This is a genomic window from Chlorobium sp. N1, assembly GCF_004332115.1.
GTDB lineage: Bacteria > Bacteroidota > Chlorobiia > Chlorobiales > Chlorobiaceae > Chlorobium.
The window spans coordinates 235,666-258,262 of record NZ_SJPA01000003.1; the positions used below are offsets into that span (position 1 = coordinate 235,666).

The 22,597-nt window shown below is 64.2% G+C and carries 21 protein-coding genes and 1 pseudogene; 11 read left to right on the top strand and 11 right to left on the bottom strand.

The genetic code is table 11. The annotated features are described in order from the left end of the window. Window positions 1–10: 10 nt before the first annotated feature. Window positions 11–982, top strand: a complete 972-nt coding sequence (rsgA, locus tag E0L29_RS06490; protein WP_131356548.1) for a ribosome small subunit-dependent GTPase A — start codon at window positions 11–13, stop codon at window positions 980–982. A 98-nt stretch (window positions 983–1,080) separates the two neighbouring features. Further along, window positions 1,081–2,454 carry an NAD-dependent succinate-semialdehyde dehydrogenase gene (locus E0L29_RS06495; RefSeq protein ID WP_131356551.1) on the top strand — a complete coding sequence of 458 codons (1,374 nt, stop codon included), beginning with the start codon at window positions 1,081–1,083 and terminating at the stop codon, window positions 2,452–2,454. 126 nt (window positions 2,455–2,580) lie between these two features. Here E0L29_RS06495 and E0L29_RS06500 read toward each other — a convergent pair whose 3' ends face one another. Further along, on the bottom strand, window positions 2,581–3,798 hold the full coding sequence (locus E0L29_RS06500) for a transcriptional regulator (RefSeq protein WP_131356553.1): 1,218 nt from the start codon (window positions 3,796–3,798) through the stop codon (window positions 2,581–2,583). Window positions 3,799–4,008: 210 nt separating this feature from the next. Here E0L29_RS06500 and E0L29_RS06505 point away from each other — a divergent pair, with 210 nt between their 5' ends. From E0L29_RS06505 to E0L29_RS06520, 4 genes are read left to right on the top strand one after another with little or no spacing between them, the layout of a single operon-like run. Beyond that, the gene (locus E0L29_RS06505; protein WP_131356555.1) at window positions 4,009–4,905 is read left to right on the top strand and encodes a diacylglycerol kinase family protein; all 897 of its coding nucleotides are present in this window, start codon (window positions 4,009–4,011) and stop codon (window positions 4,903–4,905) included. A 50-nt stretch (window positions 4,906–4,955) separates the two neighbouring features. Next, window positions 4,956–6,203 (top strand): GlmU family protein, encoded by a 1,248-nt coding sequence (locus tag E0L29_RS06510; RefSeq protein ID WP_131356558.1) that lies wholly within the window; start codon window positions 4,956–4,958, stop codon window positions 6,201–6,203. 21 nt (window positions 6,204–6,224) lie between these two features. Next, the gene (locus E0L29_RS06515; RefSeq protein ID WP_131356561.1) at window positions 6,225–6,794 is read left to right on the top strand and encodes an aminodeoxychorismate/anthranilate synthase component II; all 570 of its coding nucleotides are present in this window, start codon (window positions 6,225–6,227) and stop codon (window positions 6,792–6,794) included. 20 nt (window positions 6,795–6,814) lie between these two features. Continuing rightward, a complete protein-coding gene (locus E0L29_RS06520) occupies window positions 6,815–7,537 on the top strand; it encodes a TIGR00730 family Rossman fold protein (protein WP_242664306.1) in 723 nt (240 codons plus the stop codon). An 18-nt stretch (window positions 7,538–7,555) separates the two neighbouring features. Here the strand turns inward: E0L29_RS06520 and E0L29_RS06525 are convergent, their stop codons facing one another. Further along, complete coding sequence (locus tag E0L29_RS06525; RefSeq protein WP_131356564.1) at window positions 7,556–7,993, bottom strand: heme-binding domain-containing protein; 438 nt, start codon at window positions 7,991–7,993, stop codon at window positions 7,556–7,558. A 42-nt stretch (window positions 7,994–8,035) separates the two neighbouring features. Between E0L29_RS06525 and E0L29_RS06530 the strand changes: the two genes are divergently transcribed. Next, window positions 8,036–8,362, top strand: a complete 327-nt coding sequence (locus tag E0L29_RS06530) for a helix-turn-helix domain-containing protein (protein WP_131356567.1) — start codon at window positions 8,036–8,038, stop codon at window positions 8,360–8,362. A 36-nt stretch (window positions 8,363–8,398) separates the two neighbouring features. Here E0L29_RS06530 and bshC read toward each other — a convergent pair whose 3' ends face one another. The 3 genes from bshC to E0L29_RS06545 are packed head-to-tail and all read right to left on the bottom strand — an operon-like array spanning window position 8,399 to window position 13,672. Continuing rightward, entirely contained in the window at window positions 8,399–10,090 is a 1,692-nt protein-coding gene (bshC, locus tag E0L29_RS06535; protein ID WP_131356570.1) for a bacillithiol biosynthesis cysteine-adding enzyme BshC, read from the bottom strand. 4 nt (window positions 10,091–10,094) lie between these two features. After that, window positions 10,095–10,874: a 5'/3'-nucleotidase SurE gene (gene surE, locus E0L29_RS06540; RefSeq protein ID WP_131356573.1), complete on the bottom strand. Its 780-nt coding sequence runs from the start codon at window positions 10,872–10,874 to the stop codon at window positions 10,095–10,097. Between the two features lie 14 nt (window positions 10,875–10,888). After that, entirely contained in the window at window positions 10,889–13,672 is a 2,784-nt protein-coding gene (locus E0L29_RS06545) for a BamA/TamA family outer membrane protein (protein WP_347564590.1), read from the bottom strand. A 121-nt stretch (window positions 13,673–13,793) separates the two neighbouring features. Between E0L29_RS06545 and accD the strand changes: the two genes are divergently transcribed. Further along, window positions 13,794–14,639 carry an acetyl-CoA carboxylase, carboxyltransferase subunit beta gene (accD, locus tag E0L29_RS06550; protein WP_131356576.1) on the top strand — a complete coding sequence of 282 codons (846 nt, stop codon included), beginning with the start codon at window positions 13,794–13,796 and terminating at the stop codon, window positions 14,637–14,639. A gap of 360 nt (window positions 14,640–14,999) precedes the next feature. Here accD and E0L29_RS06555 read toward each other — a convergent pair whose 3' ends face one another. Then, window positions 15,000–15,260 carry a CopG family ribbon-helix-helix protein gene (locus E0L29_RS06555; RefSeq protein WP_131356579.1) on the bottom strand — a complete coding sequence of 87 codons (261 nt, stop codon included), beginning with the start codon at window positions 15,258–15,260 and terminating at the stop codon, window positions 15,000–15,002. A 232-nt stretch (window positions 15,261–15,492) separates the two neighbouring features. On the opposite strand from E0L29_RS06555, the gene E0L29_RS06560 reads away from it, so the two are divergent. Then, window positions 15,493–15,687: a hypothetical protein gene (locus E0L29_RS06560; protein WP_207387758.1), complete on the top strand. Its 195-nt coding sequence runs from the start codon at window positions 15,493–15,495 to the stop codon at window positions 15,685–15,687. A gap of 409 nt (window positions 15,688–16,096) precedes the next feature. Here the strand turns inward: E0L29_RS06560 and E0L29_RS06565 are convergent, their stop codons facing one another. Then, complete coding sequence (locus E0L29_RS06565) at window positions 16,097–16,816, bottom strand: PEP-CTERM sorting domain-containing protein (RefSeq protein ID WP_131356582.1); 720 nt, start codon at window positions 16,814–16,816, stop codon at window positions 16,097–16,099. A gap of 275 nt (window positions 16,817–17,091) precedes the next feature. On the opposite strand from E0L29_RS06565, the gene E0L29_RS06570 reads away from it, so the two are divergent. Beyond that, complete coding sequence (locus E0L29_RS06570; protein WP_131356585.1) at window positions 17,092–17,796, top strand: response regulator transcription factor; 705 nt, start codon at window positions 17,092–17,094, stop codon at window positions 17,794–17,796. A gap of 123 nt (window positions 17,797–17,919) precedes the next feature. Further along, window positions 17,920–18,156, top strand: a complete 237-nt coding sequence (locus E0L29_RS06575; protein ID WP_131356588.1) for a hypothetical protein — start codon at window positions 17,920–17,922, stop codon at window positions 18,154–18,156. A gap of 333 nt (window positions 18,157–18,489) precedes the next feature. Here the strand turns inward: E0L29_RS06575 and E0L29_RS06580 are convergent, their stop codons facing one another. The 4 genes and pseudogenes from E0L29_RS06580 to E0L29_RS06595 all read right to left on the bottom strand — a co-directional run bounded on the left by E0L29_RS06580 (window position 18,490) and on the right by E0L29_RS06595 (window position 22,596). Next, window positions 18,490–18,738, bottom strand: coding sequence for a Nif11-like leader peptide family RiPP precursor (locus E0L29_RS06580; RefSeq protein ID WP_131356591.1), 249 nt, complete (start codon window positions 18,736–18,738; stop codon window positions 18,490–18,492). A 129-nt stretch (window positions 18,739–18,867) separates the two neighbouring features. Then, window positions 18,868–19,338, bottom strand: a pseudogene (locus E0L29_RS06585) (Nif11-like leader peptide family RiPP precursor); the annotation flags it as partial. A gap of 33 nt (window positions 19,339–19,371) precedes the next feature. After that, on the bottom strand, window positions 19,372–20,352 hold the full coding sequence (locus E0L29_RS06590) for a cache domain-containing protein (RefSeq protein WP_242664303.1): 981 nt from the start codon (window positions 20,350–20,352) through the stop codon (window positions 19,372–19,374). Between the two features lie 18 nt (window positions 20,353–20,370). Then, window positions 20,371–22,596: an NHLP bacteriocin export ABC transporter permease/ATPase subunit gene (locus E0L29_RS06595; protein WP_131356597.1), complete on the bottom strand. Its 2,226-nt coding sequence runs from the start codon at window positions 22,594–22,596 to the stop codon at window positions 20,371–20,373. Window position 22,597 lies beyond the last annotated feature (1 nt).

Consider the following 22,597-nt stretch of genomic DNA (forward strand, 5'->3'; position numbering starts at 1 on the left):
CGAGCAGCATATGGGTCATCCGAAAATACAGGGCAGCGGGGCGGCCGTACTCTCGCCATGCATGGTCGTCGAGGCGGCCGGTGCCTTCTACATGGCCGAGGCTCCCGACGGGACCCTCTACCGCTCCCGGACCGTCCCCCTGACGAAAAGCCATAACGAGGGCAGCTCGCTCGTCGCCGTCGGCGATATGGTGCTGCTCAGGCCCTCTCCGGGAGAGGGCGGGGTGGCGGAGGCCGTCATCACCGAAGTGCTGCGGCGCCAGAGCGTCCTTTCCAGGCGGCGCGACCCGAGGCGGAACCGAAGCCGGGAGAAGGTGCAGGTCATTGCGGCCAACATCGACCAGCTGGTGGTGGTCTCCTCCGCCTTCGACCCTCCGCCGAGTCTCCGCCTCATCGACCGCTATCTGGCCTTCGCCGAGTCGGAGCAGCTCGAGCCGCTCCTCATCGTCAACAAGTCGGATCTCGACCCGAAGGGCGAGGCCGTGGCGGCAATGGAGCTCTACGGGGAGCTCGGCTACCGGGTGCTGCACCTGAGTGCGAAGAAGGGGATCGGAATCGAGCCGCTCCTCCAGGCGCTCGAGGGCCGGGTTTCGGCCTTCAGCGGCCACTCCGGGGTGGGCAAGTCGAGCCTCATCAACCGCATCCAGGTCGAGAAGCGCCTCCAGACCTCCCGCACGAGCTCGAAGAGCGGCAAGGGGGTGCATACCACGAGCCGCGCCGTCATGCTCCGCCTCCCGGGCGGGGGGCATGCGATCGACACTCCCGGCATCCGCGAGTTCAGTCTTTCCGGCATCAGCCGCGAAAACCTCCGGTTCTTCTTCCGTGAGTTCCTCCCGCTCATGCCCTCCTGCTCCTTCTCCTCATGTTCGCACACGGTGGAGCCCGGCTGCGCGGTGCGGCGTGCCGCCGAAGAGGGCCTCGTGCACCCCTCCCGCTACGAGAGCTACCTGGCCCTCTACGAGGGCCTTGAGGACGGAGACTGAACGCTGCGCTGCGGGGGTTTTCCGGTAGCGCCGAAATCCGTACCTTTACAGTTCATCCGTTGTAAGTGTATTTCCGAGACCCTGAAACCATAGAGATCATGATCACGACCGTCAATCCTGCAACGGAGGAGGTGCTCGCCACCTATCCGGCAATGGACGAGCGGGAGCTCGGCGAACTCGTCGCTCAAGCCGACGCCGCCTACCGCTCCTGGAGGAACAGCGCGCCCGAAGAGCGCCGTAAGGCCATGCACCGCCTTGCCGCCCTTCTCGAAGAGGAGGCCGGGCAGCATGCCGAGCTGATCAGCCGCGAGATGGGCAAGCCCCTCTCGCAGGCGGTGGCGGAGGTCAAAAAGTCGGCCTGGGTCTGCAGCTACTACGCCGATCATGCCGAGCAGTTCCTCCGGCCGGAGGAGAGCGAGCTCGACGGCATGCGGAGTGTCGTGCGTTTCGACCCCATCGGCCTGGTGCTCGGCGTCATGCCCTGGAACTTCCCCTTCTGGCAGGTATTCCGTTTCGCCGTCCCGGCCCTGATGGCCGGCAACGGCATTCTCGTCAAGCACGCCCCCAACGTCACCGGCTCGTCGGTCGCGATGGAGTCGCTTTTCCTCCGGGCGGGTTTTCCCGAGCACCTCTACCGCGCCGTGCACATCGACCTCGAGGAGGTCGACCGCCTGAGCGGGTTCCTCATCGACCATCCGGCCGTGGCGGCCGTCTCGGTGACCGGCAGCACCGGCGCGGGACGCGCCGTCGCAACGAAGGCGGGCCATGCGCTCAAGCGCAGCGTGCTCGAGCTCGGAGGCAGCGATCCCTACATCGTGCTCGACGATGCCGACGTGCGCCAGGCGGTCCAGCACTGCGCAGCGGCCCGCCTGCTCAACAGCGGCCAGAGCTGCATCGCCGCCAAGCGCTTCATCGTGCACTCGTCCCTCATGGAGGAGTTCGAAAGCCTCCTGCTCGAGCGGATGCGGGGCGCGGTGATGGGCGACCCCTTCGATTCTTCGGTCGAGGTCGGCCCGATCGCCCGGCGGGATCTGCGCGATGAGCTCCACAGCCAGGTGGCGCGCAGCATCGCCGGCGGGGCGCGGCTGCTCTGCGGCGGCGCCGTACCCGAACGGAAGGGCTACTTCTATCCGCCGACGGTGCTTTCGGGGGTGAAGGCCGGAATGGCCTGTTACAGCGAGGAGCTGTTCGGGCCGGTGGCGACACTGATCGAAGCCCGGGACGACCAGGAGGCGGTGATGATCGCGAACGATACCCCCTTCGGCCTCGGCTCGGCGGTGTTCTCGGCGGACCTGGACCGGGCTATGGCCATCGCGGCCAGGCTCGATACCGGAAACTGCTTCATCAACGGCATGGTGAAGTCCGATCCGCGCCTTCCCTTCGGCGGCGTCAAGCAGTCGGGATACGGCCGTGAGCTCGCCCGTTACGGCATCCGCGAGTTCGTCAACGTCAAGAGCCTCTGCATCGCCTGAGTCGGGCCCCGGTTCGGCCGGAAAAAAAGCGCCCTCAGGGGGCTGGACATGCCTGCAACGGCTTCTGTCCCGCTCCCTGAGGGCGTACTTCGGTATCTCCCTGCGCCTTCCCCGAGAGGGGAGTGCTTACATGGTGACGGCCAGGTCGGAGAGGTAGGTCTTGATCGACTGGTGCTTGCCGAGGCCGAGCTTCTTGTGCATCCGGTAGCGGATGCTCTCCATGCCCCTCGTCGAGATGCCGACCGAACGGGCGATTTCCCGCGTGTCGTAGTTCAGCTTCACGAGCAGGCTGATGCGCAGTTCCCGCTGGTTGAGGTTCGGGTGCTTCTTCTGCAGCTTCGAGAGGAAGACGCTGTCGGCTTCGGTGAGCTCTATGTTCAGGCGCTTCTCGATGGTTTCCGTTTCGATCAGGCTCAGGCACGAGTCGGTCATCTGCCGCTTCTGGGTCGGGTCGATGTCGAGGGCGTAGATCTGGTCGAGCAGGTTGCGCAGCGCGGTGGTTTTTTCCGCGATTGCCGTCGACACCCTCGTCAGTTCCATGTCCTGCGTGGCGATCCTCGCCTTCAGCTCGGCGATCTCCTTCTCGAAGTCCCTGCCGGACTTCTTGTTCAGCTCCGTCTGTGCATTCATTTTGATTACCATGTGTGTGAGTCGTTGTTCGAGCTCTTGTTTGAGTTTATCCAGTTCCATCTCCTTCTCGCTCTCCTTGGCCCTGAGGTCCGACTGCATCGCCTCGACGGCCTTGAAAAACAAGTGGAACCGGTTGTCGGGTGAAGGGATGGCGATATGCTGGTCGAGCATATTCATCCATGATATTCTTGCAACTGCCGCAAGAAATTCGTTTTTGGCCCGGATCTGGCTGCACTCCGCCGCCGTCCGGCCGTTTTTCTCTTCCTGGGTTCCTCCGAGAACGGCCTCCGCCTTCGCTTCGGCATCTTCGTACGTGGTCGCCATGATGGCGTCGATCCCTTCGGGCACGATGGCGATGAATGATTCGACGACGACGCGGACGGGTTCCTTTACGTTGAAAAAAACGACGCACCGCAACCCCGGCGACCAGTTGAAGATGATATCGGCGATCGACTGCTTGTAGCTGAGGTTCACCTCGCCGACATGGCTGAGGTCCCAGAGCAGCGTGACCGCCTCTTTGCCGAGTCCGCACTCCCTGACGGCACGGTCGAGCATCGCCGTGTCCATCCTGCTGAGAGCGATGTCCCGGTCCGCCTCGACCCAGATATGCAGGATGCTTCCTGTTACATGGCGGATCTTCTTGACGTAGCCCTCATCGTCGTGGAGGCTCTCCCAATGGATTTTTTTTGCTATTTTTCCGCCGTTACCACGCATCCTGTTTCGTGTCGGGTGAACTACTTCCCGCTTTACTGTATGTTGCTTGATGTAATATTGGTCTTTTCCCCGCAGATATCCAACTTTTTTTGACGTTTTCTGATAAAAATACTTCTATTTGGTCTCGAATACTGCGATGGAGTAAGTGTTTTCGACCGTTCGTTATGTGCTCGGGAATACGGCGCATTTTTTACTTGAATCCTTTCTTCTATGGCAACTGAGCCCTTTTTGACCTTCATCGTCAATCCCTGTGCCGGGGGAGGCCGAGCCCGGCGCCGCCTCGACGACCTCCTGCGCACGTCCTCCCTGCCGCCGCAGGCGGAGGTCGCCGTAAGCCGCCATGCGGGCCATGCCGTCGAACTTGCCGTCGAGGCGGCATCCCGCGGCCGTTCCCTTGTCGCCTGCGGCGGCGACGGCACGCTGCACGAGATCCTCAACGCCGTCGCCGGTACCGGCACCGCCCTTGGGGTGCTGCCGCTCGGTTCGGCAAACGACTTCCTGAAAAGCTTCAGCCCCGAATCGGGCGCCCTTCCCGGCAGCCGCCGTACCCGGGTCGATATCGGCCGGGTGGCGTTCGGCGGGGGAAAAGAGCGGCACTTCATCAACTCCCTCGGCCTCGGCTTCACCGGCCGCATCGCCGGCGCCGTCGGGCGCTCGCGGCTCCTGAGTGGGGAGCTGCGCTACGTCTCTGCCCTTCTGCGCGTCCTTATAGGTTATGCGCCGGTAAAAATGCATATTGAAATCACGCTTCCCGACCGCCGGGTGGTGCTTGACGAGCCGGTCTTCGCCTTCTCTGTCGGCAACGGAAGTGTCGAGGGCGGGAAGTTCCGGATCGCACCCGGGGCCGATCTCCGGGACGGACTCCTGGACGTCTGCATCCTGAGGGCGATCCACCCGATTGCGCTTCCCGGACTCATCCTGCGCTACCTCCGCGGAACCCAGGCGCGGCACCCGCGGGTCCTCGTCTGCAGGGCGCGGCGTATCGAGCTGCGGCTCACCGGTCCCGAGGTGCTGCATATGGACGGGGAGGTCTACCGGGGGGTCGGCGGAGAGCTCTCCATCGAGGCGGTGCCGGGCGGGCTCGAGATGCTCTTGCCGGAAGCCTGAGGGGTGGAGCGCCCCCGGAACACGATATTCTACAATGGAGCGAACTTGTCATGCAGGTCCTTGTCTTTGAAGATGCGCTGGTCGAACGGCTGATGCCTCTCGTGGGGCTCAAGCCGGTCTATGCCCTGACAAGCGGCCTTTTGACGCTGCGCGAAAAGTTCGAGCGCCGCGCGCCCTCCCTCTCCTTCACCTACCACCTCCGCCGGAGCCTCGCTCCCTGGTATGCCCTCCAGGCCCCTTCCGCTCCGGTGAACCGCCTTCACGAAGAGGACATCCTCCTGCTCAACGGCAGGCTGGTTTCGGACGAGCGGCTCGCCTCGTTCCTCTCTGCCGGTGATTTCCGGCCCGGCACCGCCTGGGTGCAGCAGGGGCAGCTGCTCCTGGCCCGCGTTCCCGCCTCCATGGTCGCGGGGGACGACGGCCTCTTCCCCGACCTTTTCGACACCCTCCGGCTGCAGCGGGAGCTGCGGCTTGAAGCCGTCGAAGGCTTCAGGCTCCTCTCAAACCTCTGGGACCCGATCGCCTTCCACGAGGAGGAGCTCCGGCGCGACGCGGAGATGCTGCCGCTCGGCCGGATCGAGGGAGAGCTGCACCCTTCGGCCGTCGTGACCGATCCGTCGGCGACCTGGGTCGCCCCCGGCGCCGTCGTCCGGGCGGGCGCCGTGCTCGACGCCGACGGCGGGTTCGTCTCCGTGGGGCCGGGCGCCGTCGTCGAGCCGCTGGCGCTCCTCATGCAGAACGTCCACCTCGGCGAGGGAGCCCGGGTGAAGGCCATGGCGCGCGTCTACAGCAACGTCTCCATCGGCCGCCGCTCGAAAGTCGGCGGAGAGGTCGAGGATTCCATCGTCGAGGGGTACGCCAACAAACAGCACGACGGCTTCCTCGGGCACAGCTACCTCTCCAGCTGGTGCAACCTCGGCGCGGGAACGACCACCTCGGACCTCAAGAATACCTACGGCCCCGTCCGCATCGTGCGGGGCGGCCGCGAGGAGGAGACGGGGCAGCGCTTCCTCGGGCTCATGATGGGCGAGCACACCCGCTCGGCCATCGGCACCCTCTTCAACACCGGCACCGTCGCCGGTTTCGGCTGCAACATCTTCGGCGCCGGCCTGCAGCCGAAGGAGATCCCTTCGTTCGCCTGGGGCGGCAGCGGCGGCTTCGCAGCCCACGAGGCGGAGCGCGCGCTCCAAACCGCACGGACGGCGATGGCGCGACGCCAGGTCGACATGAGTACCGAGTACGAGGCCATGTTCCGCTCGGCCGCCGCGGCCTTTGCTCTTCACGCAGTATCAGTCTAACACCATAAGCAACCCTCCCTGATGATTCTCGTCGTCGACAACTACGATTCGTTCACCTACAACCTGGTGCAGTACATCGGCCTGTCCGGCGCCGAGGTCTCGGTCTTCCGCAACGACGAGATCTCGGTGGAGGATGCGGTCGGGATGGCTCCCCGCGGGATCGTCATCTCCCCGGGCCCCGGCACCCCGGACGACGCCGGCATATCGATTCCCCTGATCCATGCCGCAAAGGGGCGCATCCCGCTCTTCGGTGTCTGCCTCGGCCACCAGTCCATCGGCGCCGCCCTCGGCGGCAGGGTGGTGCGGGCCCGCCAGATCATGCACGGCAAGACCTCCCGGGTGTTCCATGACGGACGGGGCGTGTTCCGCGGACTGGAGAACCCCTTCACCGCCACCCGCTACCACTCGCTCGTCGTCGAACGCGAGAGCCTGCCCGGAAGCCTCACCGTCCGGGCATGGACCGAGGACGGCGTCATCATGGGGATGGACAGCGAGGAGCTCGGCCTGTACGGCGTACAGTTCCATCCCGAATCGATCATGACGGACGAAGGGATGAAGATTATCGGGAACTTCCTCGAACTCTGCCGCTGAAAATCATGGACACGAAGACGATGCCGCCGCACTCCGGCGGGAGCACCGGGCCCCCTCTTCCGCCGCCGCTGCCCTCGAACGGTCACCAGGGCGACTTCATGGTCGACGGCTGGCGTGTCTTCAAGATCATGGCGGAGTTCGTCAGCGGCTTCGAGGTGATGGCGGACGCCGGCCCCGCCGTCAGCGTTTTCGGCTCGACCCGTGTCGGGGAGGAGAGCGAAGAGTACCGGCTCGCGCATTCGATCGGCGGCCTGCTCGCGCAGGAGGGCCTGGCGGTCCTGACCGGCGGAGGGCCGGGCGTCATGGAGGCGGCCAACCGCGGGGCGCAGGAGGCGGGCGGCAGCTCGATCGGCTTCAACATCAAGCTTCCCAACCAGCAGCTTCCCAACCGCTACATCGATCCCGGCCGTCTCGTCGGGTTCCAGTATTTCTTCGTGCGGAAGGTGATGTTCCTCAAGTACTCCCAGGCCTTCATCGCCCTGCCGGGCGGGTTCGGGACGCTCGACGAGGTCTCCGAGGCGATTACGCTCATCCAGACGGGCAAAAGTGCGCGCTTTCCTGTTATATTGGTCGGGAAATCCTATTGGGAGGGACTCTACGGGTGGATCAGGGATTCGATGCTCGCAGAGCACGGGTTCATCTCGCCGGAGGATCTCGGGTTCATCTACCTCGTCGACGCTCCCGAAGAGGTGCTGCCCGTCATCCGGGCGTTCTATCCGGAGGGGTACTCGCTGAATTTTTAGGGCCGGGCGGGCGTTCCTTCACTGCCTGTTCCGGAGCGAGCCGAACCAGGCGGTGAGCTCCTCTTTCTCGATGATTGCGGGTCTTCTGTTCGGGTTCGCCGCGTAGTACAGCGGCTGATGGCCTACGGCGTCGGGGATCACGGCCAGGACGGCGGCCGCACCCACCTTCTCTTCGGCGGAGCCTGCCGCAGGCCACACGGAGAAGTTCAGCGCCCGGCGGCCCCGTTCGATCGTACCGGCGATGAGCCAGGATGCAGGTGCGACGTAGGCCGCCCTCGGCCAGCGGGTCTCGAAGGAGTGGCAGTCGTAGCAGGCGTTCTGCAGTGCCTTTTGGACCGGCTCCGGCGCCTTCAGCGGAGCTGGGGCGGGCGGGTTCAGCCGCCCGAGAGGGGCGAACTGCATGAGGATGAGGAGCAGGATGGCCCAGCCTGCGGCGGCGCGCTTCGCTTTCGGCATGTGTGTGTACGGATTCGAGTTCAACTTTTAGACGACGTCATCGTGATATTTCCCTGTGAAAAAGCGGTCTGGTACAACCTTCCCCAGATCCGCGCGGATCTTGCCATAGAGCTGGTCAAGACCGGCATGACCCAGTCGCAGGCCGCCAAGCTGCTCGGCGTGACCCCTGCGGCAGTGTCGCAGTACATCCACAAGAAACGCGGCCTGCAGCTGCCGAAGACCAAGGTCTACCGCCAGGAGATCAAGGTCGCAGCCAAAAAGCTCCTCGAGGGGGCCTCGCCCTCCGAGCTGCGCTTCATGGTCTGCAAGTGCTGCCAGATCCTGACGCGCGAGACCGGCGACGGCGAGGTGGTCTGCGGTCCCGAGTAGCCCTCACCTCCGGCGCCTTCCGGCTCCCCTTCCCCCTTACAGCTCGAGGACGATGTGCGACTCGCTCGAGTGGGCCCGGAGCTGCTCCTTGAGCGTTCCCATGAGGCCGGTGCCCTGCCTGGAGAGGAAGTAACAGGCGTTCACCAGCCGCTCCTGCGGCCCCCCTTCCGGGAAGAGCGCGTTCTCCGCCCTCTCGATCTGCCGGAGCAGCTCCTCATGCTTCCTCCTTCCCGCCTTCCAGGTCTTCTGCTCGATGTTCTCCATGATTTTGGCGGCCTGCGCCTTCGAGGCACCCAGCATCGGCTCGAGCGTCTGATCGATTTTCGAGAGTGTCGGCAGGAGCCGCTCGAGCGCCCGCTCTATTTCCTCCCTCGTTTCCCGGAAGAGCGGCTCGAGCGAGCGGTTCTCCGCCCGTTCGACCGCTTTTCTTTTTATCTCCTCGAGTCCGCTGAAGACCGCCTGGTAGATCTGTCGGCGCGACTGGCCCGGCCGGCCCGTCACCTGCAGCATGCGATCCATCGTGCGGCTGATTTTCGGTTCCACCAAGGTGAAGCTTCCCCTCGGGACGATGAAGGGCATCGAAATGCCGAAGTGTTCGTAGTTCTTCCGGTACTGCGCAAGGTAGCTGATCTCGCCCGGTCCCGCCACGTAGGCGAAGGTCGGCAGCACCGTGTCCTGCACGATGGGGCGGAGCACGACGTTCGGGCTGAAGTGTTCGGGATGGTCCTGGACCATCTCGAGCATCTGGTGCCTGGAGTACCCGGCCCGCTCTGTCGAGAAGGTGAAGAGGTCATCGGCGGATCGTTCGATCCTCCGGCGCTGGCCGTGCTGGTTGAGGTGGAAGAGGTTGACGGATCGGGGCTTGGTCTGCGCCCCGTAGCCGAGTTCCTCCAGTTTCGAGCTCTGGGCGACGACGTTGTAGGAGCTTTGGGGAGCGGTCTCGAGTTCGCGGAGGAAGACGCCGGCGGCGAGGCGCTTGAAGGCGGGGTCCGCGGGCGAGAGCAGGACGAGCGGCTCGTCGGGCATCAGTTTCACGAGCATCGAGGCGAAGGCGTCTTCGAAGGTGCTGCCGGGGGTGTAGCACTCCCGGACGATGGAGGCCACATGCTCGCGGTGTTCGCTCTCCGGCAGCGCTTCGAGGAACGCTTCGACGGTCCGGGTGATCGACTGGTCGAAACAGGTGCTGCCGACTGTCTGGTCCGGGATGCGCCGCGAGGTCTCCGCCCGGAACCGGGTGAGTCCCTGCGGCGTGAAGAGGGACGTTTCACTGGGTTCGTCGTAGTCGTGGTCCTCGCCCTCGAGCCAGAAGACGGGGACGAAGTCGTACTCCGCGAAGAGCGCCTTCTGTCGTTCGGCCAGCACGACGGCCGAGAGCGCCTTGTAGATGGTGTAGAGCGGCCCGGTGAAGAGTCCGAGCTGCTGGCCGGTCACGACCGCCATCGTGCGCGGCGAGCGGAGTTTTTCGATGGCGCGTTGCCGCACTTCGCCGCCGCCGAACCGCTGGTTCTGGCGCAGCAGCATCTCCACGAGGCTCTCGCGATCGAAACGGCGCGAGCCGAGAATGCCGAGCTGGCGGTAGTAGTCCGGCTCCTTGCGCTCGTCGAGGTGGAAGCAGTCCCGCGTCAGCTGCTCCCGCTTTCCGCCTTCGGAGACGAAGTCGCGGAAGAGCCGGGAGAATCCCTTTTTCGGGGTCAGTATCTGGTCGTAGTCGAGAAGAAAGGTGTTCACCGGTCTATTTTTGCAGTTTCCATTGTTCGAGGGTGCTTTTGAAGCTGTGGCGGGTCAGGTCGCACGAGAGGGGGGTGATAGTGACGAAGTTCCGCCGGACGGCGAACTCGTCCTCATCCATTTCCCGGTCGAGCAGCATGAGGGTGCCGTTCAGCCAGTAGTAGGGGTTGCCGTACATGTCGTTGCGCTCGATCGCGTCCTCCGACCAGCGCGAGCGGCCCTGGCCGGTGACCTGCACTCCGGCGATCTCACCCTCCGCCACGTTGGGGATGTTGACCGAGAGGATGGTGTCTTCCGGCAGTTTTTCACCGAGCACCCTGCGGGCGAGTTTGCGTGCGAACTTGCCCGCGTAGGTGAAGTCGGCGTTCTCATAGGTCGAGAGCGAGAACGCCAGCGAGGTGACCCCCTGGATGGCCCCTTCGAGCGCCGCTGCGACGGTGCCGGAGTAGAGGGTGCTCATGGCGGTGTTGCTCCCGTAGTTGATGCCGGAGACGATGAGGTCGGGCTTCCGCTTCATGATGTGGCTGAGGGCCACTTTGATGCAGTCGACCGGGGTGCCCGAGACGGTATGGCCGAAGAATCGGTTGTTGCGGCGGAACTCGCGGATGCGCAGCGGCACGCCGAGCGTCATGGCGTGGCTCATCCCGCTGTGCGGATCGGCCGGGGCCACCACGGTGACGTTGCCGAGCTTTTTCATCGAGGCGGCCAGCACGTGGATGCCCTCGGCCTCGATGCCGTCGTCGTTGCAGACCAGTATTTCGGGTTTCCTTTCCGCGTTCGTCATGGGTTTGTGTCGGTTCAGAAGTCGTGGCCGAGGCTGAAGTAGAGCACGGTGTCGGAGAACCTGAGCGTCGAGGTCTCCTGGTCGTCGGCATTCCTCAGGAACGAGAACGCTTTCGATACCGTGAAGCGCGCCGGGCCGATGGGCGTCCGCCAGACGACGGCGGTGCCGACGCCGTGGATGAGGCGCGCCAGGGCGATCTCCCCTCGGCGGTCCCATGCGTTGCCCGTGTTGTAGATGAGGCGGAGCGAGGCGGGGAAGATGATCTCGCCGGGCGGGCTGTACTGCAGCTGCAGGCCGGCGGCGGCGATGTTGTTGCCGGGCAGGGCGTTTTCGGGAAGGCCGACGAAGCGGCGGCTGTAGGCTGTTCCGGGTCCTCCGAGGAAAAACTGTTCCGAGAGTGGCACGCCGGAGCTGCTCACGCCGAAGAGTCCCGAGAGCTGCAGGGTGGTGCGGCCGGAGAGGGGGATGTTCTCCTCATGGCTTCCGGAGAACTGCCAGAACAGCTCGCTGTTGTCGAGCGTGACCGGGGTCACCGAGTAGCGGATATTGGTGAGGTTTCCCTTCGTCGGCAGGAGCTGGCTGTCGCGCGAGTCCAGGGTCAGCTGGGAGCCGAGACTCAGGAGATCCGCCTCCCCGGTTCCAAGCGCCACGCCGGTTTCGCTGTCCTGTTTCGACTCGGCATGCTGCAGGGTCGCGTCGGCGATGATCCTGCCGTTCTTTCCGAGCCGGCTGCCGAAGGCCGTGGAGAAGCCGTAGCGGGTGATGTCGTAGCTGCCGGTCTCGACGGACGACTGGGAGAGGAACTGCGGGTCGAAGACGATGTTCGAGTGGTCGAAGAGATGCTGGTCGTAGAACGCGCGCGAGGACATGGTCAGCTGGGTGGAGCCGATGCGCGGCATGTTGAACTCGAGGTTCACGATGTTGTTCTTCTGGCCGGCCTTCAGCCATCCCCCGAGCGAGCTGGTCGATCCCCAGAGGTTTTCGTTGCGGTAGTCGACGAGCGCCTGGGCGTTGTTTGTCTCGTCGTAGCGCAGTCCTATGCGCACCACGGTCGCCGGCTTCTCGTCGAGCTTGAACTTGAGCAGCGCGCTATTCAGGTGCTCGTCGTCGGGACGGGGCTCTTCGGCCGTTACCGAGACGCGGTTGAACACGCCTGTCTCGTAGAGGTTGTCGATCGACTCCTTGGCATCGCTGAAGACGACGGCCCGAGAGGTGTCGATCCTGATTTCGCGTTCCACCGGCGTGGGACCGGTGATGTTGCGGTCCTGCGAAACGGCGATGGCGCCGGTCTTGCCGGAGGTGAGCGCCACCGAGAGCGTTCCTTTTGTGAGCGAAGGGGTCCTGAGGTTGACGAGGACGTAGCCTTTGTCGCGATAGGCGCGCACGAGCGACTCGAGCGCCCGGGTGCCTTCCCGGTTGGTGTAGGCGCGTCCCATCAGCGGTTGGAACGGGGCCGCCTGCAGGTCGGGCGAGAGCACTCCGGCCGGTCCGCCGCTGATGCGCACCCGCTCTATCCGCGGCAGCGGCTCGAGATGGAAGAGCACCCGCTTCCTCCTCGTATCGAGCTCCGCCCGTACCCGGGTGAAGAGGTCGGTACCCAGCAGCTCCGCGAGCGCGCGCTTCGCGTCGGTGGCGTTGCGCACGATGCCCGAGACGATCCGGTAGTGTTCGATGTATTCGGGGCTGTCGCTGGGGAAGCGCACCTCGCGCCGCCATCCGCGGATGTTGACGGGGGGGCCTTCGGGCCCGCCGTCCGAGATGCTCCGCTTGATGGTGCCGGCGAGCGCCTTTCCCTTCAGGTAGCCGACGTTGACGAGCTCGTCGATGTCGGAGAAGTCGGTGGCCATGTGGCCCTGGAGGTCCGGCGAGATGACGATGTCGGCGCGCTCGAGCTGCGCCGGGTACTGCAGCTTGGTGAGGATGGTCATGGCCTGGTCGGCGGCCTTCCACGGCAGGTCGAGCTCGCGGCCGCTGGCGTACATGCTGCCGTGGGTGTCGACGGCGATGCGGTAGCCGGCCCGGAAGGCGTCGAGCTCGTCGACCGGAAGGTTGGCGACGAGCCCGCCGTCGACGAGCTCCTCGGAGCCGCGCCGGATGGGGGAGAAGAGGACCGGTATGGTGCTGCTCGCCCGCATGGCTTCGGAGAGCGAGCCGGAGGAGATGGTCACCCGCTTCCCGGTGACGAGGTCGGTCGTCACCGCCCTGAACTGCACCGGGAGGTTGCCGAAGTCGCCGCCGGCGGGGTAGAGGGCGCCAAGGGCCAGGAGATCGAGCGTTTCGGTGAGGGCCTGGGCGGAGTTGAGCGAGCGGGGGATGACGAGCTTGAACTTCTCGAAGCGGATGGCGACGGTGGCGCGGTCGCGCACCCGCTGCTGCTCGAGGAAGACGTTCGAGCGGGAGTAGTCGTCCCGGCCGATCGTGACGATCGAGGACCACGGCAGGGTGTGGGCGATCTTTTCGAGCTCCAGGGGGGTGTAGCCGCAGCTGTAGAGTCCGCCGATGACGGCGCCCATGCTCGTGCCGGCGATGAAGTCCACCGGTACGTTTTCCTCTTCGAGCGCCTTGAGCACGCCGATCTGCGAGAGCCCGTTGGCCCCTCCGCCGGAGAGGGCGAGGCCGACCGTCTTTCGGGCCGGGCGCATGGCGGGCGCCACCCGGTAGCGGCGGGAGGGGGTGCTGAGCGTGTCGGGCCAGACGGTGAGGGTGCGCGGGGCGGCAGGCGCCTCGGCCGGTGGGCCGGAAACCCAGAGGGCGGCCGCGGCCGCAAGCGAGAGAAGGAGGGATTTCGGGTTCAGCAAGGAGTGCGCTCCGGGTTTGATCGGCTTCAGACCAGGGGGATCGTGAAGGCTTCGTTTGAGTTTCTGGTGCCGACAGCATATCTTGTACCCTAATGTATAACCTTTAGCCCTAATTGTAAAGATGGCCTGGTTCAAACGGATAAAACCCTCGATACGCACCACCGATCGCCGCGACGTGCCGGAAGGGCTCTGGTCCAAGTGCGACGAATGCGGAGCCATGCTCCACCGCCGCCAGCTTGAGGAGAACCTCAACACCTGCAACGAGTGCGGTCACCATTTCCGCATCTCCCCCTACCGCTACTTTTCCATCCTCTTCGACAACGAGGAGTTCACGGAGTTCGACGACTGCCTCCGCACCGCCGATCCCCTCGGCTTCACCGACACCAAGAAGTACCCGGACCGGGTGCACGATACCATAGAGAAGAGCGGCAAGACGGAAGCCTGCCGCAACGCCTACGGCAAGAGCGCCGGAGCGGACCTGGTGATCTCGGCCATGGACTTCGGCTTCATCGGCGGCTCGATGGGTTCGGTCGTCGGCGAGAAGATCTCGCGCGCCGCCGACAAGGCGATCGAACTCAACGCTCCGCTCATCGTGATCTCGCAGTCGGGAGGGGCCCGCATGATGGAAGGGGCGTTCAGCCTCATGCAGATGGCCAAGACGGCTGCGCGGCTCACCCGCCTCGGCGAGCGGAAGCTTCCCTTCATCTCGCTCATGACCGATCCGACGATGGGCGGCATCAGCGCCTCCTTCGCCATGCTGGGAGATTTGAACATCAGCGAGCCGAAGGCGCTCATCGGCTTTGCCGGACCGCGCGTCATCCGCGACACCATCAAGCGCGACCTGCCCGAAGGGTTCCAGCGCGCCGAGTTCCTCCTCGAGCACGGCTTCGTCGACATGATCGTCCACCGCAAGGAGCTCAAGCAGCGCCTCGCAAAGACGCTGTCGATGATGCGGGTGGAGGGCTGAACAGGAGTTCCCGGGAACGGCCATAAACCAGATAGCCTCGTTCGGAGCATGCGTGCCGAACGGGGCTTTTCCGTTTTGGAGCGGATGGCTGCTCTTATGGACTGGGGGCGTGCCGGGCGGTATGGAACACCGCAAGAACCAGTACCGTGTCAGCAACTGCCCTGTAGACTACAAGGGTAGGGCAGGCCTGAAAAATAGAGCTCTCGTGTTCCGTAAAGGCGACCGGGTTTTCCGCTGCCGGGGTGGTGTGCCAACTGCTCCTTGGCCTTCGTTACCAGCTTGAGTACTGTTCGTAGCGCGGCGCGTTCGCTGTCCTGTTTGATGCAGGGCTCTATTTCAGCAAGGCGCAGTAGCGCCCTTTCAGTCCAAGCTATCTGCAATGCGCCGCTCCAGTTTCTTGATAAGAGTGTCGCTGTCGATGTACCTGCCGGCTCTGGCGTCCTCAAGTCCCTCTTCGATGCATTTGAGCTGCCATTCATTCATGTCCAGGTACTGAGTTACGGCCTCTTCCATGACGAACGTCCGTGTTCTGCGCGTTGCCGAGGCAAGCGCTTCAAGGCGTCGCTTGGTATCTGATTCCAGCTTGAAACTGACCTGCTCCCTTTTCGCCGTCGTTGACATCGTTTTCCCTTGAAATTGTTGCTCGTGTTTCGCCGTACTTCGAAAAGATACGCCGTGGTTCGAAGTTCTCCAGCCACGACTTCTGCTTAGAATCAAAAGGGGCGAGTGGGGCGTTTCGTTTTTTTGCGATTAGGTGTCTCCTGGTATGAGGATTTCTTCAGGCTGGACCCGTTGTGTCTTCGGTCCCCGGTAGGCCGGCAAAAACCACGCGCTTACGGCAGCTCGCTCGTTCATGCGTCATCCGTTGACCGGCCTGGTGGTGCTGGATGAGATCCCGCTTCGTTTGGATCTTTTTCCTCTCTTGAGGGTGCTCTCCGTCTGCGAGGGGTCGGCGGCCCGGGTCCTGGTTCCCGGCAGCGCTGCGCCCGAACTCAAGAGGGCGACTGCCGAAAGTCTTGCCGGCCGGGTCTTTCAAGAACGGTCTTGATGCGATGGCGCGTTCGAGGTGAACGTGTACTCCTGACCGATCGACGTCGCGATGGTTTGCCGCACTCTTGCCTGCTCAGTCGATCTCATTGAGCCATCGGCATAGCTGTTCGATGCATACTCGCCAGAGGTTCTCCGTGTTTGAGGGTATGGCTGCAGTGTCGACGATGCCGCTAGGGGGCAAGGGTCGCCTCTGCATCCACCCGTCCTTCACCCCCGGCAGGGAGCGCGATGATCTTCACTCGGTGCTCGCCCAAGCCATCGGCAACGCCAACCATGCAACGCTGATGCAGAACCCGGAGGACAGTCAGGCGGGAGGGGCTCCCCTGGCGCCCGAGGGCGGGGAGGGGGGAAAAGAGAACGCCCGGAAAGCGGGGTTCCGGGCGCTGCGGTGGTGCGGGTCGGGAGCTTCAGGCCGCCTGCGGCATCAGCTGGCGTTTCCTGATGAAGGCGACGGCGAGGCCGCCGATGCCGAGCAGGAGGTAGGTCGCGGGTTCGGGGACGGGGCTTGCCTCAATCGACATGCCGTATATTCCGCTATCTCCGCTGAGCGTTATCGTGTCGCCTGCGTAGTCGGGTATTTGATAGGTCGTGTATGAGACGCCGGGCGACGAATAAGTGCCGGTTCCCATACCCGTATAGTCTATGCCGCCGTACGTGAGGGTTGGGGCTGTGCCAGAGGTGGTGCTGTAGTACATCGTGATAGAGGCCAGCTCGAATCCTGGTGCGGAGAGGGTCATGGTCGAGAGGGATGTCAAGCTACCCTCGGTGAGGTTGTCGAGCCCGTTATCAGTGCCGCCGAGGGCGGTGCCATACGTTACGGCGATGGTGGAGGCCGGGATTCCGTACGTCGTCTGGTAGGCCGGATTCGAGGAGAAGTCCCATAGGGCGACAGGTGTACCTTCAGTTGTACCGATGGTCGTCGGGTTGAGCCATGTGACGCCGTCTTCCGTGAAGATGCCCGTGGGGCTGTACGGGTCTAAATAACTGCCCGCCGCGCCGTTGAAATTGAGATAGAGCGTGTCGGCCTCCGCCTTCGCCGGGGCGAGGTGGAGCAGGCCGGTGAGGGCGATGAAGCAGGCGAATGCTCGAGCCAGCCGTGGTACCCTTCTTATGAAACGTGAGTCCATGTCTCTTCCTTTTACATGGTTTGCAGGTGTGGGCGGAACGTTCGTTCCTCTATCGTCCTCCGCGTCGAATGGGAGAGGCTCTTCGTACGGTATGTACGCGTTGAGCGTAATTTAGCGTAATTCGGGGACATTGTCAAGCAGCCGGCGCCGATACGCCGGGATTTTCGGGCGCTGTTTGGCTTCGGGCGGTCTCTGCCGTTGCGGAGTGTCGGCGGTTTTTAGTATACTTGCATTGCCTGCGGCGCTCCCGGCCGCCCGAAACCCATCCGATTCCGATGAACGCCTCCGCCCGTCCCGTTCTCCTCGCATCCTGCGACAACTCGCTTGTCGATCCGCTCTGCCTCCACCTGCGCAGGGCGGATATCATCGCCTCCGTCGTCGGCACCGCAACGGAGCTGGCGGGGCTGGCCCCGCTCGGGAAGTATCCGCTGATGCTCGTCGACGACACCGTCCTGGACCCCTGCGGGTTCGTGTCGCTCAAAAGGGAGCTCGGCAATCCCTCCATGCTGAGCGCGGTGCTCATGGACCAAAGCCGCAGTCCCGAAGAGCGCTATGCGGCCTACCGGTCGGGGGCCACCCTCTGTTTGACGAAGCCCTGCGACCCCAGGGAGCTGGCCATGCTTGCCGTCAACCTGGTTGCGCTGGAGCATAGCGGCAGGCGCCAGCCGGCGGTGTACGAGGAGGAGTGGCAGTTGAGGCGGGACGGCTGGCGGCTGAGGGCGCCCGGCGGAGCGGAGGCGAAGCTGACCTTCAGGGAGTTCACGGTGCTCGAGGAGCTCGCGTCGGCAAGGCCGAACGTTGCGCCGAAAGAGGTGCTGCTCGTCCGGCTGGGCTGCGCGAACGATCTCGGCGGCCATAAGGCCCTGGAGGCCGTCGTCGGCAGCATCAGGGCGAAAACCGAGAAACTCGGTTCGAGGCGCCTGCTCTCCTCGGAGTACGGGGTCGGCTGGTCGCTCTCCTCGCCGATGAGAATCCTCTAGGCAGCACCGCCCTCCCTTTCTTTTCTGTCGTTCTCGCGTTCCGTGCGTGTTTCTTTCGTTTCGCTCCTCCCCTCCGGGAGGGGTCGGCCCGCTTCGTTCATGCCGAAACCCGGGAGTACGACCATGCCGAACCCATTCAAGCGCTTCGTTCTTGCCGCCCTGCTGCTCATAAGTTCCGTGGCGGACCTTTCGGCGGAAATCGCCGACATCAACCTCGGCTTCCGGCCCCGGCGTCCTCTTCGCCGTGGCTATCGAGGGCGAGCCGTCGCCCGTGCCGGAGCCCCCGGCTCTGCTGTGGGGGTAGGCGCTCTGGGACTGATTCTCGTCAGGAGGCGGCAGCTGATGCAGGCGGCCGCCTAAAGGCGAGATTGTCATCATCACAAGCGGCGCCCGGGAGATCTCTTCCCGGGCGTTTCGCCTTTCTCCCCACCCGTCAGTTCAACCACTCCATACAGCCAGAGCTGATCGCCTATGAGGCCTTCACGTCCGCAATGCGGCCAGTAGAAGTACGCTGGCGGGCTTGACGTCGATTCGGATCCGGACGTTTCGCCTCGACGTCGAATGTTGAGGACGATACGAACCATGGGTCTTCAAGCGCGGGTGCCGGCTGAAAAAGGGTTCGGTCGTTCATGGGCGGTAACGGCGTAGGGTGAGCGTTTCCAGGGTGAGAGGCGATACGGGCCGCGGAGCCCATCAGCAGATTAAATGGCGGCGGTAATTCTCCATGAGGACGCAATAATTGGCGCCGATGACTCCCCCCTGGCAGCATGCGGCGTCGGAGCTCATGGCAAGCAGGTTGAGCTCCTCGGCCGTGCAGTCGAATCCTTCGCTGCGGATGCATGCGATCCGCTCCGCCTCGTCCTCATGCTCCATGACCTTCTGGCGGAACGCCGGGTCCTGTTTCATTCGTTCGATGCACGCTTGTGCTTGTTCTGCTGACATGGGGGCCTCCTTGGTTTTTTTTGACTGAAACTACTCGGCTTTGCGTGCGACACCAGGCCAAAAAGATGTAAAAAAACATAGACACAACCACCATCATAATCACGCCTTCTTCCAGCGGCCTGGACCGCTTCAGGGAGGGTGCCCGCCGGCTGCAGGGCGCTCTGGGCGATCTGGTCTCGAAGAACGGCCGATCAAGCGCATCGTGGGCCGTAAGTCCAGAAGCGCTCTTCGGCCTCCCCGGGGCCAGGGTATGCGCCTGGTGCCGGAACGGTGTACGGCTGCTCCGGGATCCGATGGTCGAGCTGAGGAATCTGAAGCCTGATTTCGGGCATGCAGGCAGTGTCGATGACAACCATGGGTTAGCTGGGGGTTGCTTGTGGGTACACCTCCGCAGAAATCGGCAAGGAATATCGGGAGGTGGCCCCCGGTGGCCCCCAACCGCATCCGCCCGCCCCGGCCCCCGAGGCCCGCATCATGGATCTCATCCTCCGTGCAGTCATAGCCTTCGCTATTGATGCAAGCCATCCTCCCTTCTGCATCCTCGATGGCCATGACCTTTTTTTTGAACGCTTCGTCTGTCTGCATCATCTCGATGAACGCTTTCGCCCGTTCTCTCTCGACAGGGGGGCCTCCTCATTCCGTTTCCTGTTTTTGCGCCGCATGACTTCTGGAGGTCGCGACTGAGCCACCGCCGAGCGAGAGGATGCTGATGAGCAGCATCGCGAGCAGGTTGCCGTTCCTGTCGCCATAGATCTCATGGTCCGGCACCGAGGCGATGATCAGGTTCTTGCCGGCAAAGCGGTAGACGAACAGGCTCGCCTCTCCCTGGACGCTCGCCCTGAACTCCCCCGCGGCGCCGTTGAACACTTTTTCCGGGAACCCGTACTCTGCAAGGCTCTCTCCGAGGTGCCGGCCGTCGATCGTGCTGAGGATCTTCCCGTCGAAATCGGCGATCATCACCTGCCCGTTCGCCCCGATCCGCCAATCCTTGGCGACCTTGCTGATGTCGGCCGTCTCCATCACCTTCTCGAGCCGTTCCGGCTTGAAACCGACCTGCACGATGCCCGGCCGGTCGATGCGCGCCACGCCGGCGTACTGGAAGAGGGTTCCGTCGATCCCCTTCGGCTGGGGTTTCTGGGCAAGCTCGAAGTCCCGGTAGTAGATCGCCAGCATGAACGCCTTCGACTGCGGCTTCGAGGCCATGTCGTAGCCGACGTAGTCCGGAAGCGAGCTGCCGACGAGCAGACCGTTCTTGTCGGAGATGTGCGCCTCGTCGACGTCGAGCACCCTGCTGATCCGTTCGAGTTCCTTCGAGTCGCCGACGATCGAGGGCTTGAGTTCGATCATGTAGGAGAGCGCATGCGCCTTGGCGATGGCCTGGGCGTCGGACTCGAGCCGGATCGTCATGGTCGCCCGGCCGTAGTCGTCGATCATCGACTCGACGTCGTCCATGTTCAGCCGGATGACGCGCCGGACCGCGTCCTCTGCCTGGCCCGACTGGAGCACGAACCCTGTTCCGGTCATCACCGCAAGGACGACGGCGAGGAACCAGACCGGCGCCGGGATGCTTTTGAGCTTGAGCGATAGGGTGTGGCGTACCTTCCTGATATCCATGTCGTTACGGGTTGTTGATTATGCAATCTGGCGTATCGCCAGTTCCCTGAAGAAGCCTTCCACGGCCATGAGCTCCTCGTAGGTGCCCTGCTGGACGATCCTGCCGCCCTCGAGGCAGTAGATCCTGTCGGCGTTGCGGATGGTGCTGAGGCGGTGGGCGATGACGATCCTCGTGGAACGGAGGCCGTCGAGGCTTTCGCTGACCACCTCCTGCGTCCGGTTGTCGAGGGCGCTGGTGGCCTCGTCGAAGAAGATGACGGAGGGCTTGCGTACCAGCGCCCCGGCGATGAGCAGCCGCTGCTTCTGCCCTCCGGAAATGGTTCCGCTCCCCTCGCTGAGCACCGTGTACATCCCCATCGGCATGGCGCGGATATCCTCGTCGATGCCGGCCATTTTGGCCGCCTCCCAGGCCTCGTCGACCGTCAGGGTCGACGAACCGATGATGGAGTGGAGCACGAAGCCCGGCTGCAGCTGGCCGTTCTGCATGACCACCCCGATCTGGCGGCGGACGGCCTGCACGTTCAGCGTGGAAAGGTCGACGCCGTCGTAGGAGACGGTGCCGAGATCGGGCTTCTCGAATCCGAGCAGGAGGCGCAGGAGGGTGGACTTCCCGGAGCCGGAGCCGCCGACGATGGCGACGAACTCGCCCGGCTCGACCCTGAGCGAGACGTCGTGGAGGATCTGCGGCGAGTCTTCGGCGTACCTGAAATCGACGTTCTGCACCTCGATCCGCCCCTGCAGCCTTCCCGGCTGCGCCTGGTGCTCCGTCGCCTCGGGAACGGACTCGAAAACCGGCCTGATGCGTTCATACAGCGGCACGACGTTGAGGCTCGCGATGATGGTCATGGCCGACTGGATGAGGCTCGTCTGGAAGGAGGTGTAGGCGGTGGTGAAGGCGATGAAGGAGCCGCTGTCGAGGTGTGTGCCGAAGAGCATGCTTCCCGCCGAGACCACGATGACGGCCATGGCGACCACCGGGAAGGATGCCGTCGTCGTTGCCAGGACGTTCTGGAGCCCGCCGGCCTCGAACGCCAGAGTCCGTTCGCGGGCGAACAGCCCTGCCCACTGGGAAAAAGCGGATTTTTCGGTACCGGTGACGCGGATCTTCGCGATCCCCGTCAGGAGGTTGCCGAGCAGGCCGGAGATCCGGCCACGAACCTCGAGCATCTGCGTGTTCAGCACCAGCTGCCGGTAGCTGACCCCGGCCGTGAGCCCGACGAGCAGGAGCGTCAAAAGGAGCGCCAGGAGGGCGAGCTGCCAGCTGTAGTAGAAGAGCAGGAGCAGGTTCGAGAGCCCGAAGAGCAGCCCGAGGATGGTCGTCATCACCGCGCTGCTGAGGATCTCCTTGATCTGCGAGACGCCGAGCACCCGCATGGTGAGGTCGCCCGAAGAGAACTTCCTGAAGAAGGTGCTCGGGAGGTTGAGCAGGCGGTCGATCAGCGCAGGCTGGACGTGCATGTCCATGCGCGTCTGGAGGCGCATGAGGGCGAGCTGGCGCGCAAGGCCGAACCCCGAGGTGGCCACCACGCTCGCCGCGAGGATCAGCGAGAGCTGGAGCAGCTGGCTGCGTGAAGAGTGCGGGATGACCGTTCCGAAGAGGATGCCGGTAAGGATCGGGGTCAGGAGGCCGAGCAGGGCGCCGGCGATGCCGTAGAAGAGGGTCAGCGTGAGGTCTTTGCCGCTTCCCCGCAGGCCGAACCCGATGATCTCCCGGCCGAGGAGCGCCTTCTGCGGCAGCGGGCGGTAGAAGACCCACGCCCGCTCGCCGTCGATTCCGGCGGCCACGGCAGCGTCGATTCTTCCCTCTCCGCCGCCGGCCGGGTCGGCCAGACGGTACCCTCCTGAAGCCTCCGGCAAGAGGGCGACCGGTCGGCCCTCCTCCTTCAGGAAGGCGAGGATCGGTCCGTTCTCATGCTCCCACCAGCCTCTGTCGCCGTGGAGCGTGACCCTGCGTACCCGAACCCCGGAGTAGCGGCAGATGGCCTGCAGGGGGTCCTCATGCGAACCCTCCGCTTCGGGCGGCGGTGCGGTGATGGCGATCCCGGCCGCCCGGCCGACCATCATGCAGGCCGCAAGCAGGGGATCGGAGGTCTCGGCACCGGCGACTGCACCCTCATCCAGCATGACGCCGGCGAGCTCTTCGAGCGAGCCGCGGTACCGCTCCTGCTGGAAGCGGGTCTTCTCCTGCACCCTTTTGCCGAATGCGTCGCCGCCTTCCGGTCGCTGTCGGTCGGTTCCTTCCATG